General features: G+C 64.2%; 15 protein-coding genes. 9 read left to right on the top strand and 6 right to left on the bottom strand.

The window, feature by feature from the left end; all coding sequences use genetic code 11:
* Positions 1-22: 22 nt before the first annotated feature.
* Together FJ988_RS16820 and FJ988_RS16815 are read left to right on the top strand one after the other, a co-directional pair.
* Entirely contained in the window at positions 23-235 is a 213-nt protein-coding gene (locus tag FJ988_RS16820; RefSeq protein WP_140819467.1) for a hypothetical protein, read from the top strand.
* A gap of 116 nt (positions 236-351) precedes the next feature.
* Entirely contained in the window at positions 352-1149 is a 798-nt protein-coding gene (locus FJ988_RS16815) for a MipA/OmpV family protein (protein ID WP_140819466.1), read from the top strand.
* A gap of 17 nt (positions 1150-1166) precedes the next feature.
* Here FJ988_RS16815 and FJ988_RS16810 read toward each other — a convergent pair whose 3' ends face one another.
* The 3 genes from FJ988_RS16810 to FJ988_RS16800 are packed head-to-tail and all read right to left on the bottom strand — an operon-like array spanning position 1167 to position 4520.
* Positions 1167-2387 carry a cyclopropane-fatty-acyl-phospholipid synthase family protein gene (locus FJ988_RS16810; protein WP_140819465.1) on the bottom strand — a complete coding sequence of 407 codons (1221 nt, stop codon included), beginning with the start codon at positions 2385-2387 and terminating at the stop codon, positions 1167-1169.
* Entirely contained in the window at positions 2371-3189 is an 819-nt protein-coding gene (locus FJ988_RS16805; protein ID WP_140819464.1) for a DUF1365 domain-containing protein, read from the bottom strand. The genes FJ988_RS16810 and FJ988_RS16805 overlap by 17 nt, the downstream gene beginning before the upstream one ends.
* Positions 3186-4520: an NAD(P)/FAD-dependent oxidoreductase gene (locus tag FJ988_RS16800; protein ID WP_246688571.1), complete on the bottom strand. Its 1335-nt coding sequence runs from the start codon at positions 4518-4520 to the stop codon at positions 3186-3188. The genes FJ988_RS16805 and FJ988_RS16800 overlap by 4 nt, the downstream gene beginning before the upstream one ends.
* A 158-nt stretch (positions 4521-4678) precedes the next feature.
* Here FJ988_RS16800 and FJ988_RS16795 point away from each other — a divergent pair, with 158 nt between their 5' ends.
* From FJ988_RS16795 to FJ988_RS16775, 5 genes are read left to right on the top strand one after another with little or no spacing between them, the layout of a single operon-like run.
* Positions 4679-5335 carry a sigma-70 family RNA polymerase sigma factor gene (locus FJ988_RS16795; protein ID WP_140819462.1) on the top strand — a complete coding sequence of 219 codons (657 nt, stop codon included), beginning with the start codon at positions 4679-4681 and terminating at the stop codon, positions 5333-5335.
* Positions 5332-5985: a ChrR family anti-sigma-E factor gene (locus FJ988_RS16790; protein WP_140819461.1), complete on the top strand. Its 654-nt coding sequence runs from the start codon at positions 5332-5334 to the stop codon at positions 5983-5985. Before FJ988_RS16795 ends, FJ988_RS16790 begins: the two co-directional genes overlap by 4 nt.
* Positions 5986-5994: 9 nt before the next feature.
* Positions 5995-6819, top strand: coding sequence for a DUF1295 domain-containing protein (locus tag FJ988_RS16785; RefSeq protein ID WP_140819460.1), 825 nt, complete (start codon positions 5995-5997; stop codon positions 6817-6819).
* Between the two features lie 2 nt (positions 6820-6821).
* On the top strand, positions 6822-7850 hold the full coding sequence (locus FJ988_RS16780) for a cyclopropane-fatty-acyl-phospholipid synthase family protein (RefSeq protein WP_140819459.1): 1029 nt from the start codon (positions 6822-6824) through the stop codon (positions 7848-7850).
* A 1-nt stretch (position 7851) separates the two neighbouring features.
* Positions 7852-8445, top strand: coding sequence for a hypothetical protein (locus FJ988_RS16775; protein ID WP_140819458.1), 594 nt, complete (start codon positions 7852-7854; stop codon positions 8443-8445).
* Here FJ988_RS16775 and FJ988_RS16770 read toward each other — a convergent pair.
* Genes FJ988_RS16770 through FJ988_RS16760 form a run of 3 tightly spaced genes read right to left on the bottom strand, consistent with a single transcriptional unit; the run spans position 8424 to position 10687 of the window.
* Positions 8424-8834: a DUF2177 family protein gene (locus FJ988_RS16770; protein WP_140819457.1), complete on the bottom strand. Its 411-nt coding sequence runs from the start codon at positions 8832-8834 to the stop codon at positions 8424-8426. The genes FJ988_RS16775 and FJ988_RS16770 overlap by 22 nt on opposite strands.
* Before the next feature lie 4 nt (positions 8835-8838).
* Positions 8839-10299, bottom strand: coding sequence for a deoxyribodipyrimidine photo-lyase (locus tag FJ988_RS16765; protein WP_140819456.1), 1461 nt, complete (start codon positions 10297-10299; stop codon positions 8839-8841).
* 13 nt (positions 10300-10312) lie between these two features.
* Positions 10313-10687: a DUF2147 domain-containing protein gene (locus FJ988_RS16760; protein ID WP_140819455.1), complete on the bottom strand. Its 375-nt coding sequence runs from the start codon at positions 10685-10687 to the stop codon at positions 10313-10315.
* Positions 10688-11053: 366 nt separating this feature from the next.
* On the opposite strand from FJ988_RS16760, the gene ileS reads away from it, so the two are divergent.
* Together ileS and FJ988_RS16750 are read left to right on the top strand one after the other, a co-directional pair.
* Positions 11054-14032: an isoleucine--tRNA ligase gene (gene ileS / locus FJ988_RS16755; protein WP_140819454.1), complete on the top strand. Its 2979-nt coding sequence runs from the start codon at positions 11054-11056 to the stop codon at positions 14030-14032.
* Between the two features lie 270 nt (positions 14033-14302).
* Positions 14303-14977, top strand: a complete 675-nt coding sequence (locus FJ988_RS16750; protein ID WP_140819453.1) for a hypothetical protein — start codon at positions 14303-14305, stop codon at positions 14975-14977.
* Positions 14978-14993: the final 16 nt, after the last annotated feature.

The raw sequence follows: 14993 nt of genomic DNA, 5'->3' as shown, positions 1-14993 counted from the left end.
GGCCCGTGTCCGGAGGAAGGCGATGGACGCTGACAGGATCGTCGCCCTGGTCACGGCCGCCGGCATCGAGCTCACCGATCGCCGGCGCAACGCGAAGGGCGACGGCTGGTCGCTCAGCTTCGCCAGCGGCGCCACGGTCGAGGTGGGCGACGATGGATCGGTGCGCGCTTCGGGAAAGGGAGCCAGGACCGTCACCAGGCTGCTGGACTTGCCGACGGCGCCGCGCAGTATCTGATCCACTTGGCCCGCTGTCGGGATGTTTCGGATTTTAAGTCAAATTTTACTGAAGCCGAGCCATGGCTTTTACGCTGGCGGGTAGCCCTGCCGGCGGGTTTCGCGTAAGGGGTAAGGATGCGTATTGTCCGCACGATTCCGCTGGCGTTGGCAGCCGGCCTGCTCACCGTCTCCGCCGCCCAGGCAGGCGAGGGTAGCTGGTTCTCCGGCGACTGGTACCTGACGCTCGGCGCTACCGGTCTCGTCGCGCCGAATTTCGAGGGCAGCAAGCGCTATATGCTTAGCGCCCAGCCGATCATCTCGCTCGGCAAGGTCGGCCCGGAGGCGCGCTTTACCTCGCGCAACGACAACATCTCGCTGGCGCTGATCGACGACGGCTCGGTGCGCGCCGGCCTGACCGGCAAGCTTATTTTCTCGCGCGAAAGCAAGGACGAGCTGAAGGGTCTCGACCCGGTGCGCTTCGGCGGCGAGGCGGGTGGCTTCTTCGAATTCTATCCGCTGGACTGGGTGAGGGCGCGCGCCGAGCTCCGGCACGGCATCCGCTCTCATAACGGCTTCGTCGCCGACATTGACGTCGACGCCTTCTATGACATCACGCCGACCGTGCGCATCTCCGGTGGGCCGCGCGTGTCCTTCGCTTCGTCCGACTATTTCGACGCCTATTACGGCGTCAACGCCAAGGAAGCGGCTGCTTCGGGCCTAAGTGAATACCATCCGGGCTCCGGCCTGAAGTCGACCGGACTCGGCGGCGCCATCACCTGGAAGGTAACCGATCCGATCACGACCAGCGTCTTCACCGAGTACTCGCGCCTGATGGGACCGGCGGCCGATTCCAGCCTGGTCAAGGAGCGTGGCGACCGCGACCAATGGATGTTCGGCGTATCGGCCACCTACCGCTTCAATTTCACGATGTAGGCTGAGGCTTGGCCGGATCAGTTCCGATCGGGTTGAAGGACGAAAAGCCCCACGTCGATCGTGCCGGCCCTGAAACCTGCCTCGCAATAAGCGAGATAATAATCCCACAGCCGGCGGAAGCGTTGGTCGAAGCCCAGCGCTTGCACGGCTCCGGAGTTCTGACGGAAGCGCGTGCGCCATTCGGCCAGTGTTCGTGCATAGCTGTCGCCGAAGCACTCCGAAGCGACGAGCTTCAGCCCGGCTTTCTCCGCGTGAGATGCGATCAGCGCCTTGGTCGGCAGCATGCCGCCCGGAAAGATGTAGCGCTGGATGAAATCGGCGCCCTTGCGGTAGAACTCGAAGCGGCTGTCGTCGATGGTGATCACCTGCAGCACGGCCTTGCCGTCGGCTTTCAGCAACTGCCTCAGCCTGTCGAAATAGACCGGCCAGTACTGCTCGCCCACCGCTTCCAGCATCTCGATCGAGACGATGCGATCGAACGCGCCATGGCAGTCGCGATAGTCCTGCAGCTCGAAGCAAGCCTGATCGCAAACATTCTCCCGCTCCGCCGTCTCTCTGGCACAGGCCAACTGTTCCGTTGAGAGCGTGATCCCTTTGACGTCGGCGCCGGCTTTGGCCAGCCGCGCGGCCAGCGTGCCCCAGCCGCAGCCGATCTCGAGGACCTCGGCGCCTGGCGACGGCGCAAGCAACTCTGCGATGCGGTCGAGTTTATGGTCCTGCGCCTCCTCCAGCGTGTCGCTGTCGGCTCGGTAAAGTGCCGACGAATAGGTCATGCTCGGATCGAGCCACAGGCGGTAGAAGTCGTTGCCGAGATCATAGTGGAAGGCGATGTTTCGTTTGCTACCGCTACGGCTGTTGGCGCGCAGCAGATGGCGCGCGCGGTTGAACAGGCGGACGGGCAGCAGGCCGGTGATGGCATGCTCGATCTCGGCGATGTTGACCGCAGCGAGCTCGAGCAGTGCCGGCAGGTCGGGGCTCGACCAGTCGCCGTCCATATAGGCCTCTGCAAAGGCGATGTCGCCGCCGGTGAGCAGACGCCGCAGCGCGCGCCAGCGATGCAGCGCCACCGTCGCTTCAGGGCCGGGTCTGCCGGTCTGATGGTCCAGGGTGGCGCCGTTCGGCATGCGCACGGTGATCTTGCCCACTTTCAGGCAGCCGAGCAGCCGTTTCAGCACCGGGCCGACGAATATGCCGGACCGGAGGTCGGCTTTCGTCCTGGTTTCAGTATCCAACGACATCGGGCTCGGTCTTTCTCTGTCTAGGCACGGCGACATGGGTGATGGGTTGGTGCGGTGGGGTAGGGCGCTGCTGGAGGCGCACGCCCTTTAGCCAGAGCAACAGCGCTTCCCAATGGATGCCAGCAACCACTTTCAGCGTCAGCAGCGGATAGGACAGGAACGCGCGCATGAGCGCGCCATCAGTGAGCTCGCGGCGCTTTCCGGAGAAGCTGGCGACGATCAGCGGTCCCCCGCCGTCACTGCCGGTGATGTGGATGGCGACGTTCTCGCCCGGCAGACCGATGCGGAAGCGGTAGTCCATTCCCATGGCCATGAAAGGCGAAACGTAGAAGCGCTTGTCGCAGTGTTGCCGGATGATGCCGTCACGCCTGTCCCCAACCGGGATCAGGTAGCTGTGGCGCTGGCCGAACGTGTTGTTGACCTCGTAGAGGATCGCCTGCAGGTCGCCCTGCCGGTCGTGGCAGAAATAGAGGCTGATCGGATTGAAGGCATAGCCGAGCATGCGCGGCATGGACAGCAGCTGGATCGGACCGCCATCCGTTTCGATGCCCGCCGCCTCGAGCTGACGTTCGACATAGGCCTTCAGCGATCCGCCCGCGCCGTCGCCGTGATCCGCGTCGGCGAAGCCGAAAAGGTTGAACCGGTTGTGCGACAACAGGCGAAGCCGACTGCCCAGCGCGTCGATCTCGTCGAGGTCGAGCAGCAGGAAGAACATGCGATAGGAAAGCCGATGCCGCAGCGGCTTAAGCCGCTGGTGCATGACCTTGCCGGCATAGAGGGCTGACCTCAGCTCGGGCATCACGCCGCCGCGAGGTTTGGCCGCGTCGCGGCATCGATGATGTGGATCCGGCCGGATTCGTTCGCCACGTTCCAGGGTCGGCGAACCCCACCCAGCGCTTCGGCAACGGCAAGGCCCGCCTGCAGGCCGTCCTCGTGGAAGCCGGCGCCGAAATAGGCGCCGCAGAACCAGGTGTTGCGGCTGCTCTGCAGCGACCACAGCTTCCGCTGTGCCCGCATCGCTGCGGCATCGAAGATGGGGTGTTCGTAGGTTTCGCGATGCCGCACTATGTTGGCCTCCGGCTCGACGACGGGATTGAGCGTGACGAAGAGCTGCTGATCGTCAGGCAGCGATTGCAGCCTGTTCATCCAATACGTAACGGAGAGCTTTCGGGTTTCACCTTGGCCTTCGGTCAGATAGTTCCAGCTCGACCAGGCGCGCTTGCGGCGCGGCATCAGGCGCGGGTCCGCATGCAGCACCGCCTCGTTGCGGCTGTAGCCGAAACTGCCGAGCAGCCGCGCTTCGTCATCGCCCGGATCGGAAAGCATGCGCAGCGCCTGGTCGGCATGGGTAGCGACCACGACATGGTCGAAACGCTGCTCTGTGCCTTCGCTGTCGTTAAGCCACACCGCGCCGTCGCGCCTGCTAATCGAGCGCACGCCGCGCCCGGCAAAAGCGCGGCCGGCGATGCTGTTTGCCAGGCGCTCGACATATTTGCGGCTGCCGCCGTCGACGGTGCGCCAGATTGGCCGTCCCGCCAGCTTCAACAAACCATGGTTCTCGCAGAAGCGTATGAAGGCCGCCGCCGGATAGCTGCCGACCTCCAGCGCCGGCGTCGACCAGATCGCCGCTGCCATCGGATAGAGATGGTCGTCACGGAACGCCGCGCCATAGCCCTTGGCGTCGAGATATTCGGCGAGGCTGATCTCGCCGATGCGCGCGATGTCGTATGGCGCCTCGCGATAGAAGCGCAGCAATTCCTTGAGCATTTGCCAGAAGCGCAGCCGGCCGACATTGGCCGGTTGCGCCAGCAGCCCGCCGAGCCCGGTTCCGGAATATTCCAGGCGCCCGCCGTCAAGCGAGACGGCGAAGGACATCTCGGAAGCCTTGCTGCGCACGCCGAGATGATCGAACAAAGCCGTCAGGTTGGGGTAGGTAACTTCGTTATAGACGATGAAGCCGGTGTCCACCGGGGTGCCGCCGGCATCGACGGTGTTGCTGTGGCCGCCGAGGCGCCGGTCCGCCTCGAACAGCGAGACCTTGTGGCGTGTCGAAAGCAGCCATGCCGCGGACAGGCCTGAGATACCGCTGCCGATAACGGCGATGTCCATCGGCTTGTCCGTTTCGAGATGCATGCCGCCAGCCATCCTCGCCCTCCGATTTGCTATGGAAGGGACCGCCTTCCTCCCCTAGTTTCGATTTCTACGCAGCGGTGCGGGTTGTGGATCACCTGTTTCCGGCATTCGTTGCGCGGCTTGTGATCCGAAAGGGATTGCCGGGCGTAACAGGGCGTATGAATGCATCGGGACACCTCTTCATTGCCGACAAAGCCTTTCTCGCCTTCGATTTCGCGAAGACCGGATTGGCGGTGACCATGCGCAAGGACCAGGAGGTTCTGTCGGCGCAGCAGGCCAGCCGTTTGCTGATGGCTGTCGCGGCCAAGCGCGATCGGGCGGCCTTCGCTGTTTTGTTCGGTTTCTACGCGCCGCGCCTGAAGGCCTTCCTGAGGCGCTCGGGAATGACGGGATCCGTTGCCGAGGATGTTGCGCAAGAGACCATGCTGCTGGTCTGGAAGAAGGCGTCCTATTTCGATCCCGCGCGTGCGGGGGCATCAACCTGGATCTTCACCATCGCCCGCAATGCGCGGATCGACCGGCTGCGCCGTGACGGCCGACCGGCGGCGATTGCCGAGGCTTTCGACCCCTCCGACCAACCGGACGAGCCGGTTTCGGGCGAGCAGGCGATGATCGTGGCGCAGCGCGAGGAGCGGGTGCGGACCGCACTTGCGCTGCTGCCTCCCGAGCAGGCCGACATCCTGAAAAAATCCTTCTTCGGCGAGGAAACCCAATCCGAGATCGCGGAAGCCTCCGGCATAGCGCTAGGCACTGTCAAATCGCGCGTCAGGCTGGCCCTTGGCCGCCTGCGCCAAATCCTGGACGACCTCAAATGATCAAGCATCATCCAAGCGATGAGACGCTGTTCCGCTACGCCAACGGCTCGCTGGAACCGGGTCCGCGTATCGTCGTGGCGGTCCATGTCGGCGGCTGCGCGGCCTGCGCCGCCCGGATCGGCGAGTTCGAAGCCGTGGGCGGTTCGCTGCTGCACGACATCGAGCCGGATCAAATGGATGCGGGGGCGCTTGATGGCGTCATGGCGAGGATCGAAGCCGATGAGGCCGATCACGCTGCGGCCGCACCGGCGAGGCGGTTGCCGCGCGCCGATGTGGGCATCCGGCTGCCGCAGGTGCTGGACGATTGCGGCATAGGCCCGTGGCGATGGATCGGACCGGGCGTGCGCTGGAGCCGCGTGACATTGCCGGACGACGACGGCGCCAACGTCATGCTGCTGAAAGTCGTCGCCGGGCGCAGGCTGCCGGAGCATACGCATGTCGGCAATGAATATACGCATGTGCTGAAAGGCTCGTTCTCGGACGCGCGCGGCCGTTACGGCCCGGGAGATCTCGACGAAGCCGATGACGAGGTCCAGCACCAGCCGATCGTCGACAAGGAAGGCGAATGCATCTGCATTGCCGCGGTCGAGGGCCAGACGAAGCTGCGCGGCTTCTTCGGTAGGCTGATCCAGCCTCTGTTCGGGGGCTGAGCATCGCCGATGGGCATCGTCTCAGCCATCGTCGTTGCCGCGGTCGGTCTTGCCCTGACCATGGCTGTGGCTTGGTTGATCGCGATCCGCACCGGCAGGTCCGGTTGGGTCGATGCGATCTGGTCGTTGGCGGTCGGAATCTTCGGCGCCTACGTGGCGCTCGTCGCCACCGCCGAGGCCGACAATGAGCGTCGTCAATGGCTCGTCGCCATCCTCGCGCTCGCCTGGTCGCTCCGGCTTGGTCTCCACATCGCGATGCGCACTATTGGCGACGGCCGCGACGATCCGCGCTACAGCCAGCTCAAGCAGGATTGGGGCGCCGGCTTCGCTTCCCGCCTATTCTGGTTCCTGCAGGTCCAGGCCGCCGCCGCGTTCCTGCTGGTGATTTCGATCATGGCCGCGGCCCACAATCCGGCGCCTGAACTTGGCTTCAGCGACCTGACCGGCATTGTAATTCTCCTCGTGGCTGTCGGCGGCGAAGCGCTCGCGGATCGCCAATTGACAGCCTTTCGCGCCAAGCCGACCAACAGGGGGAAGGTCTGCGATATCGGTCTGTGGGGCCTCTCCAGGCATCCCAATTACTTCTTCGAATGGCTGGGCTGGGTGGCTTACGCGGCGATCGCGCTCGGCTCTCCAGCAGCCTATCCATGGGGCTACGCGGCGCTTGCTGGGCCTGTGCTGATGTACTGGCTGCTGGTCCATGTCTCCGGCATCCCGCCGCTCGAGGCGCATATGCTGCGATCGCGAGGCGATGAGTTCCGCCGCTACAAGGCGCGCGTCAACGCCTTCTGGCCCGGAGGGCCGAAAGCGGCAACCGTCAACGCAGGGAGATGACCTTGAGCCTGATCTCAACCGCTATCCGCGCCGTAGAGCGCACGCCTATACCGGATTCCGCCACGCGCTACGGCATTGGCGTCCTTGTCGGGAAGACGCGCCGGCGGCTGGCCAGGCCTGGAGCGGTCGACGAAAAGCGCTTTGCCGGCGACATGGTGGGCTATTCCATCGCCGAACACACGGCGGCCGCGAACGAGCAGCATTATGAGCTTCCGCCCGAATTCTTTGCCCTGACGCTCGGTCCCAATCGCAAATATTCCTGCTGCCTCTACCCGCACGGCAACGAGAGCTTGGCCGAGGCCGAGATCGCGGCGCTGGAACAGACCGTCGAGCATGCCGGGCTTCGCGACGGCCAGTTGATCCTCGAACTGGGCTGCGGCTGGGGTTCGCTGACGCTGTTCATGGCGCGGCGCTTTCCGGCGGCCCGCATCGTTGCGGTGTCCAATTCGGCGCCGCAGCGCCTGTACATCCAGGCCGAAGCGGCGGCGCGCGGGCTCACCAATGTCGAGGTCATCACCGCCGACATGAACGCCTTCGAGCCGCCAGGCCGGTTCGACCGTGTCGTGTCGGTCGAGATGTTCGAGCATATGTCCAACTGGCGCGACCTGCTGGCGCGCATCCGCACCTGGCTTGAACCGGAAGGCCGGCTGTTCGTTCACGTCTTCAGCCACCGCCACAGCCCTTATCGGTTCGACCATCGCGACGACGCCGACTGGATCGCGCAGCATTTCTTCACTGGCGGCATCATGCCGAGCCACGGATTGATCAGCCATTTTCCCGACTGCTTCGCCATCGAGCGCGACTGGCGCTGGAACGGCGTGCACTACGCGCGCACGGCGCGGCAATGGCTGGCGCGTTTCGACGAGAACCGGGAACGCATCGGCGAGATCCTTGCCGATGTCTATGGGCCGGATGCAGCGCTTTGGCGTCGCCGTTGGCGGCTGTTCTATCTCGCCACCGAAGGCTTGTTCGGCCATGCCGAGGGCAAGGAGTGGGGCGTCAGCCACTATCTGCTGCGGCCGGCCGGCTGACATGGATGGCCTTGCGCGGCGATGGCGCCGGGTCTCCGCCTATGCGGCACATGACGATCCACTGACCAGCGCAGCCAATTGGATCGCTCTGGTCGTCGCCTGGAACCAGCCCTTCTATCCACTGTACCTTTGGGCCGCCGTCGGAGCCGACAAGATTGCGCCGTCTTTTCTCACCTTCTTCTCCACGCCCTTTTTTCTCGCTGTTCCGGCCATCGCGAAGCGCCATCCGCTTGCCGCCCGCATCTTGCTGCCGCTGACCGGCATCGCCAACGGTATCGTGAGCACCAAGGCGTTCGGCGTCGGCTCCGGCGTCGAGATTTTTCTCCTCCCGTGCGCGCTGATCGGCGCCGCGCTGTTCAGGCCGTCGGAGCGGGCAATCGGGCTTGTTGTGATAGCGCTCGGCGCGGCGGCCTATCTCATCCCGGCCCGCTTCTTCGGCCAGCCGCTGGCCGCCTACACCGCGGCCGACAACAGCGCCATGGTCGGCCTCAATGCCGTCAGCGCCGCGACGTTGGTCGTCTTCATCGGCCTCTTGTTGTCCGGTGCGGTGGCAGCCTCCGAACAGCGTGGCGATCAGGCGCCGCGCAAAAAGTAGCGGGTCAGCAGGAAGCCAAGAGTGGCTGCAGCCGCGCTGAGCAGCGAACCCCAGCAGATATCGGCGACGGTGATGATTGTCGGCCAGCCGCGGACGGTGGCCTGGTTGGTCAGGTCGTAGGTCGCGTAGGCGAAGAACCCATAGAGCGCGCCGTTGAGCGCGGCAGTCGTCCATTTGCCGCTGGAGAAAGCCGGCGCCGTCGCGAAAAAGATGATCCCGGCGACATAGACCAGATAGAACAGCGCGGCCGGAGCGGGATTGACGCTGTCGGCGAGGATGTCGCCGAGATAGCGGCGGTAAAGGCGCTGCGACATCATCGTCAGCCACACCGCGTCGATAGCCAGGAATGTGATCAGGGTAGCGACATATGCGAAGGCATGGCGGATCATGCGGTCATCCTGCTTTGTTATGGTCGTCGGCGTGGCCTTTGATGGATTGGTAGATGGTCAGTGCCCGGTCGCGTGCGGACGCGTGATCGACGATCGGCTTCGGATATGTCCGGCCAAGTTCGATCCTACTTTCCTTGAGGACACCGCCCGGCGCCTCCCACGGTCGGTGGATGTAGCGGTCGGGCAAAGCTGCTACTTCTGGTACATAACGGCGTACGTAGTCGCCGCGAGGGTCGAATTTCTCCCCTTGCAGCACAGGGTTGAAGATACGGAAATAAGGGGCGGCGTCCGCCCCGGAGCCGGCCACCCACTGCCAGCTTGCCGGATTGTTGGCAGGGTCCGCGTCGACAAGCGTGTCCCAGAACCACTTTTCACCATGGCGCCAGTCGATCATCAGATCCTTGATGAGAAAGGACGCCGCGACCATGCGCACGCGATTGTGCATCCAGCCTGTCTGCCAAAGCTCTCTCATTCCGGCATCGACGATCGGATATCCGGTCGATCCGCTTTGCCACTTGCTCAGCGCCGGCGCGTTGTCCCGCCACGGGAAGGCCTCGAACTCGGCGCGGAAACTGCGCTTGCGCAGATCGGGGTTGTGGAAAAGCAGGTGATACGAAAACTCGCGCCAGGCGACCTCCTTGCGGAACTTGGCCGCTCCGTTGCTGCGTGACCGGCGAAGCCCGGCGAACAACTGGTAGGGCGTGATTTCACCGAAGGCGAGGTGAGGCGACAATCGCGATGTTGCCGGATCGGCCGGAATGTCCCGCTTCCGCTCGTAATCGGCCAATTCGTCGCTGACGAAGCGCCGAAACCGCTCTTGCGCTCCCGCTTCACCGGGAGCCCACTGCTCGGCCAGTCCGCCGGACCAGTCAGGCTTCCAGGGCAAAAGTCCGAAATCAGCTAGGGACGACGTTTCAAATCTCCCTGTCCACCCGTCGATCGACGTTGGCGCGTCGATCGGATCGCGTGGGTCCCACGCGCTCTCCAGAGCCTTCGAGAAAGGTGTGTAGACTTTGTAGTAGGTACCGGCCCCGGTCTTCAAAAGCGACGGCTCGTGCAGCAGCGCGCCGTCGAAGCTCTGCGCCGTCAGGCCATTGCCGCGCAGATGCGTCTTCAGGCTGGCATCGACCGCGGCTTCCGCCGGCTCGTAGCGCCGGTTCCAGAACACGCAGTCGGCGCCGCTGGCGGAAATAGCCTTGGAAACGACGTCGCCGGTACGGCCATGTGCCATGAACAGCGTCGCGCCGATGTCGCGCATGCCGTCGCCCAGGGCCTTGAGCGAATGGTGGAGCCACCAGCGACTGGCTGCTCCCATGGTTCTGACGTTTTCGCTCTTTTCGTCCAGAATGTAGAGCGCCAGGATCGGCGAACCGCGTTCGGCCGCCGCCGCAAGCGCCGCATTGTCGGCAAGGCGCAAGTCCCGCCGGAACAGCACAATCGTCGGCGATTGGGTCTTTCTGCTCATCCCGTCTGGTCGATCACTTCGCCGGCGTCCAGTGAACGTTTCTGCAAATCAGGCCCGCGGCCATGCATCCGCGCGTTGTGAGGCCGCCGGCCGTCACCTGGAGCGTCATTGAATAAGTGCGGTTCCGTTTGGGGTCATAGGCCTTGCCGGTCAGCGTGCTACCGGACGTTGGCCGCAGCGTCATTATAAGCTTGTCGCCGGCCTGTTCGCCCTTGCTGGTGTCGCGGATCCAAAGATTGGTTGCACACAATTGTTGTCCGCACGGCGCGATGGAAACCCTTGCGTTGCCGTCGTCGCGCATCCAGACCCCGCGGCTTTCCGCGAACGCGTCCGCATGCGCGACCGAGGTGGCTAGCGCTAAGCTGAGAAATACGATCGTCCCACGCATCGGCCTCTTCTCCGCCTACCTTCGATGTTTCTACGGCGCGGGGGATAGATCGGATCACCTTAAGGCATCCACCGCTGCCAGATCCGGGGTGCTTTGGACGGATGTGGGCCAGGTTTCGCAGCGCCGGAAGGCTCCGGCCCCTGAAATCCGCGCTTTATTCCTGCCGCGCCATCCGCTAAAAGCCTCGCCATGAAGAGCTTTTCGCGCCTTTTCGCGATCGCGATACGAATTACGGGCCCGGTGTTCCGGGTGGCTTGAGCGCCGCCGGAGCCGCCGGGACTTTTGGCGCGCCCCCTCGCGCTTTCTCAAGAAGATGATAATTCAACGCCCGGCGCTACATCGCTGGGCCCCTGAGATGGCAGATCAATGAACGACAAACCGACTACCGATACGTCCAAGACGATCGACTATTCCACCACGCTTTATTTGCCGCAGACGGATTTCCCGATGCGCGCCGGCCTGCCCGAGAAGGAGCCGGTCCTGGTCAAACGCTGGCAGGACATGGACCTTTACAGGAAGCTGCGCGAGGAAGCCGCCGGCCGCGAGAAATTCGTGCTGCATGACGGCCCGCCCTACGCCAACGGCAACATCCATATCGGCCATGCGCTGAACAAGATCCTCAAGGACGTCATCAACCGCTCCTTCCAGATGCGCGGCTACGACGCCAATTACGTGCCAGGCTGGGACTGCCATGGCCTGCCGATCGAATGGAAGATCGAGGAGCAGTACCGCGCCAAGGGCAAGAACAAGGACGAGGTGCCGGTCAACGAGTTCCGCAGGGAATGCCGCGACTTTGCCACGCATTGGATCACGGTGCAGGGCGGCGAGTTCCAGCGCCTCGGCGTGATCGGCGATTTCGAGAATCCCTATACGACGATGGCTTACCACGCCGAGTCGCGCATCGCCGCCGAGCTGCTAAAATTCGCCATGTCGGGCCAGCTCTATCGCGGCTCCAAGCCGGTGATGTGGAGCGTGGTCGAGCGTACGGCGCTGGCCGAGGCTGAGGTCGAGTACCAGGACTACGAGAGCGACACGATCTGGGTGAAGTTCCCGGTCGCGAGCCTCGCCCAGCCGACGGCAGGCGCGGCGCCGGCCCTTGATGGGGCCGCGCTCGACCTGGTCGAGGCGCATGTCGTGATCTGGACGACCACGCCCTGGACGCTTCCGGGTAACCGCGCCGTGAGCTATTCGCCGCGCGTCGCTTATGGCCTCTATGAGGTGACGGCGGCGGAGAACGCCTTCGGCCCGCAGCCGGGCGAGAAGCTGATCTTCGCCGACGCATTGGCCGAGGAAAGCGCGGCCAAGGCCAAAGTCACCTTGAACCGGCTTCACAGTGTCTCGGCCGAACAGCTTGCCAGCCTTACGCTTTCGCATCCGTTCAAGGGCCTTGGCGGCGGCTACGAATATCCCGTGCCGATGATCGCCGGCGAGCATGTCACCGACGATGCCGGCACCGGCTTCGTGCACACCGCCCCCAGCCACGGTCGCGAGGACTTCGACGCCTGGATGGACGCGGCCGCCGAACTCAAGGCGCGCGGCGTCGACACCGCGATCCCGTTCCCGGTCGATGATGGCGGCTTCTTCACCAAGGACGCGCCGGGCTTCGGCCCGGACCGCGAAGGCGGAGCCGCGCGCGTCATTGACGACAACGGCAAGAAGGGTAATGCCAACCAGGCCGTCATCGACGAACTGATCAAGCGCAACGCGCTGTTCGCGCGCGGCCGACTGAAGCACAGCTACCCGCATTCCTGGCGCTCGAAGAAGCCGATCATCTTCCGCAACACGCCGCAATGGTTTGTCTATATGGACAAGGACCTCGGCGACGGCACGACGCTGCGCAGCCGCGCGCTGAAGGCGATCGACGACACGCGCTTCGTGCCGGCCGCCGGCCAGAACCGCATCCGCGCCATGATCGAGGAGCGGCCCGACTGGGTGCTGTCGCGTCAGCGCGCCTGGGGCGTGCCGATCGCCGTCTTCGCCGATGTCGACGGCAATGTGCTGAAGGACGATGCCGTCAACCAGCGCATCATGGATGCTTTCGAGAAGGAGGGCGCCGACGCCTGGTTCGCCGAAGGCGCCAAGGAGCGTTTCCTCGGTAACCATGACGCCACGAAATGGCACCAGGTGATGGACATCCTTGATGTCTGGTTCGATTCCGGCTCGACGCATGTCTTCACGCTGGAGGACCGCCCGGACCTCAAATGGCCGGCCGACGTCTATCTCGAAGGCTCGGACCAGCATCGCGGCTGGTTCCATTCCTCGCTGCTCGAAAGCTGCGGCACCAGGGGCAGGGCGCCCTACGACACGGTCATCACCCATGGCTTCACCATGGATGAGGAAGGCCGCAAGATGTCGAAGTCGCTCGGCAACACGGTGGTGCCGCAGGATGTCATCAAGCAGTCCGGCGCCGATATCCTGCGGCTCTGGGTGGTGACGACCGACTATTGGGAAGATCAGCGGCTCGGCAAGAACGTGCTGCAGACCAATATCGATGCCTACCGCAAGTTGCGGAACACCATCCGCTGGATGCTGGGCACGCTCGCCCATGACGATGGCGAGGAAGTCCCGGTGGAGAACATGCCGGAACTGGAGCGGCTGATGCTGCACCGGCTGTCCGAGCTCGACGAGGTGGTGCGCCAGGGCTATGACGCCTTCGAGTTCAAGCGCATCACCCGGGCGCTGCTCGATTTCATGGTGGTCGAGTTGTCGGCCTTCTATTTCGACATCCGCAAGGATGCGCTCTACTGCGACGGGCCTTCGAGCCTGCGCCGCAAGGCGGCCGTGCAGGTGGTGCGCCATCTCTTCGAATGCCTGGTGAAGTGGCTGGCGCCGATGCTGCCTTTCACCACGGAAGAAGCCTGGCTCGACCGCCATCCGGACGCCGTCTCGGTGCATCTCGACCAGTTTCCGGCTATCCCGCAGAACTGGCGCGACGAGGCGCTGGCCGAGAAATGGCGCAAGATCCGCCAGGTTCGTCGCGTCGTCACCGGCGCGCTGGAGATCGCGCGCGCCGAAAAGCTGATCGGCTCTTCGCTGGAAGCCGTTCCGGTGGTCGCCATCGACGATGCAGCGCTGGAAGCGGCGATCGCCGACGTCGACATGGCCGAGATCGCCATCACCAGCGATCTCGTCGTCAGGCATGGCGCGGCGCCGCAAGGAGCTTTCACGCTGGACGACGTCAAGGGCGTCGGCGTGGTGGTCGAGAAGGCCGAGGATCGCGGCCTGGTCAAATGCGCGCGGTCCTGGCGCTACACCGCAGATGTCGGGCAGGATCCGGAATTTCCGGATGTCTCGGCCCGCGATGCCGCTGTTCTGCATGAGCTGAAAGCGTTGGGCAGGCTCTAAGTGCATGTCGCCCAAAAGCATGCCCTCGGGCTTGACCCGAGGGTGTGCAGCGGTTTTGGGACAACGACATGCACCATCAAACAAGTGCACAAATGCCACGCCGGGCGGCGCAAATCCGCCCGTGCGTTGCCCTTAATAAGTGGTTGAGGTAAACACGCCAAACTCCGGCAGACAAATTGTCGCCGGATTTCCATCGCAAAGGCGGTGGTGATGGGGACCGAGCCCGTGGCCGGTGACGACCGAAAGGCTTTTAGAGTGGGATTTTTTGGCATGACCGATAGAACGTTTGCGCGCGCCGCGCTGGCGGCGCCGCTTGTGGCATCGGCCATCGCTTTGTCGGGCTGCATGGGCTCGCCGACCTACGGAACCGACAAGACCGCCGCCGCGCAGCTGTTCGACGATGTTTCCGGCGCCGCCTCGATCACGCCGAAGCACAAGGATCCGATCGACTACAAGCCGCGTCCGGATCTTGTGAAACCCGGCCCTGGCCAGAAGCAGACCCTGCCGCCGCCGCAGCAGAGCATCGAGACCGCCAGCGCCGACTGGCCAGAATCGCCCGAGGCGCGCCGCGCCCGTATCCGCGCCGACGCCACCGCGCATCAGAACGATCCGAACTATCAGCCGGAAACGGCCGAGGATGTGCAGACCGATCCGGAAGCGGTGAAGAAGGCGCTGGCCGAATCGGGTTCCAGCCACCCGCCGCGCTGGTCGCCGGAAGATTCCAATCCGCAGCGCGCCGCCGAGATCCAACGCCGTCTGGCCGAGCAGAAGCAGGGCGACCCGACCCAGCGCAAATATCTGAGCGAGCCGCCGCTGGCTTATCGCCAGCCATCCTCGGACGCGCCGCAGAACGAGCTTGGCGAGGACGAATTCAAGAAGGAACGCCGCCTCAAGGCGCAGGCGGAAGGCAAGAAGGGCGGCTGGTTCGACTGGCTGGGGCTGTAAAAGTCCCAAGACGTCC

It is taken from the genome of Mesorhizobium sp. CU3 (assembly GCF_006442965.1).
In the GTDB taxonomy this organism is placed as follows: Bacteria; Pseudomonadota; Alphaproteobacteria; order Rhizobiales; family Rhizobiaceae; genus Mesorhizobium.
Note: the sequence above shows the minus strand (reverse complement) of the source record. Positions and strands in the feature narration are given on the sequence as shown.

What these genes read in the sequence shown, in the direction of transcription:
- FJ988_RS16820 (WP_140819467.1), top strand. Translation starts at nt 23, where the DNA reads ATGGACGCTGACAGGATCGTCGCCCTGGTCACGGCCGCCGGCATCGAG.
- FJ988_RS16815 (WP_140819466.1), top strand. Translation starts at nt 352, where the DNA reads ATGCGTATTGTCCGCACGATTCCGCTGGCGTTGGCAGCCGGCCTGCTC.
- FJ988_RS16810 (WP_140819465.1), bottom strand. Translation starts at nt 2,387, where the DNA reads ATGTCGTTGGATACTGAAACCAGGACGAAAGCCGACCTCCGGTCCGGC.
- FJ988_RS16800 (WP_246688571.1), bottom strand. Translation starts at nt 4,520, where the DNA reads ATGCATCTCGAAACGGACAAGCCGATGGACATCGCCGTTATCGGCAGC.
- FJ988_RS16795 (WP_140819462.1), top strand. Translation starts at nt 4,679, where the DNA reads ATGAATGCATCGGGACACCTCTTCATTGCCGACAAAGCCTTTCTCGCC.
- FJ988_RS16790 (WP_140819461.1), top strand. Translation starts at nt 5,332, where the DNA reads ATGATCAAGCATCATCCAAGCGATGAGACGCTGTTCCGCTACGCCAAC.
- FJ988_RS16785 (WP_140819460.1), top strand. Translation starts at nt 5,995, where the DNA reads ATGGGCATCGTCTCAGCCATCGTCGTTGCCGCGGTCGGTCTTGCCCTG.
- FJ988_RS16775 (WP_140819458.1), top strand. Translation starts at nt 7,852, where the DNA reads ATGGATGGCCTTGCGCGGCGATGGCGCCGGGTCTCCGCCTATGCGGCA.
- FJ988_RS16770 (WP_140819457.1), bottom strand. Translation starts at nt 8,834, where the DNA reads ATGATCCGCCATGCCTTCGCATATGTCGCTACCCTGATCACATTCCTG.
- FJ988_RS16765 (WP_140819456.1), bottom strand. Translation starts at nt 10,299, where the DNA reads ATGAGCAGAAAGACCCAATCGCCGACGATTGTGCTGTTCCGGCGGGAC.
- FJ988_RS16760 (WP_140819455.1), bottom strand. Translation starts at nt 10,687, where the DNA reads ATGCGTGGGACGATCGTATTTCTCAGCTTAGCGCTAGCCACCTCGGTC.
- ileS (WP_140819454.1), top strand. Translation starts at nt 11,054, where the DNA reads ATGAACGACAAACCGACTACCGATACGTCCAAGACGATCGACTATTCC.
- FJ988_RS16750 (WP_140819453.1), top strand. Translation starts at nt 14,303, where the DNA reads ATGACCGATAGAACGTTTGCGCGCGCCGCGCTGGCGGCGCCGCTTGTG.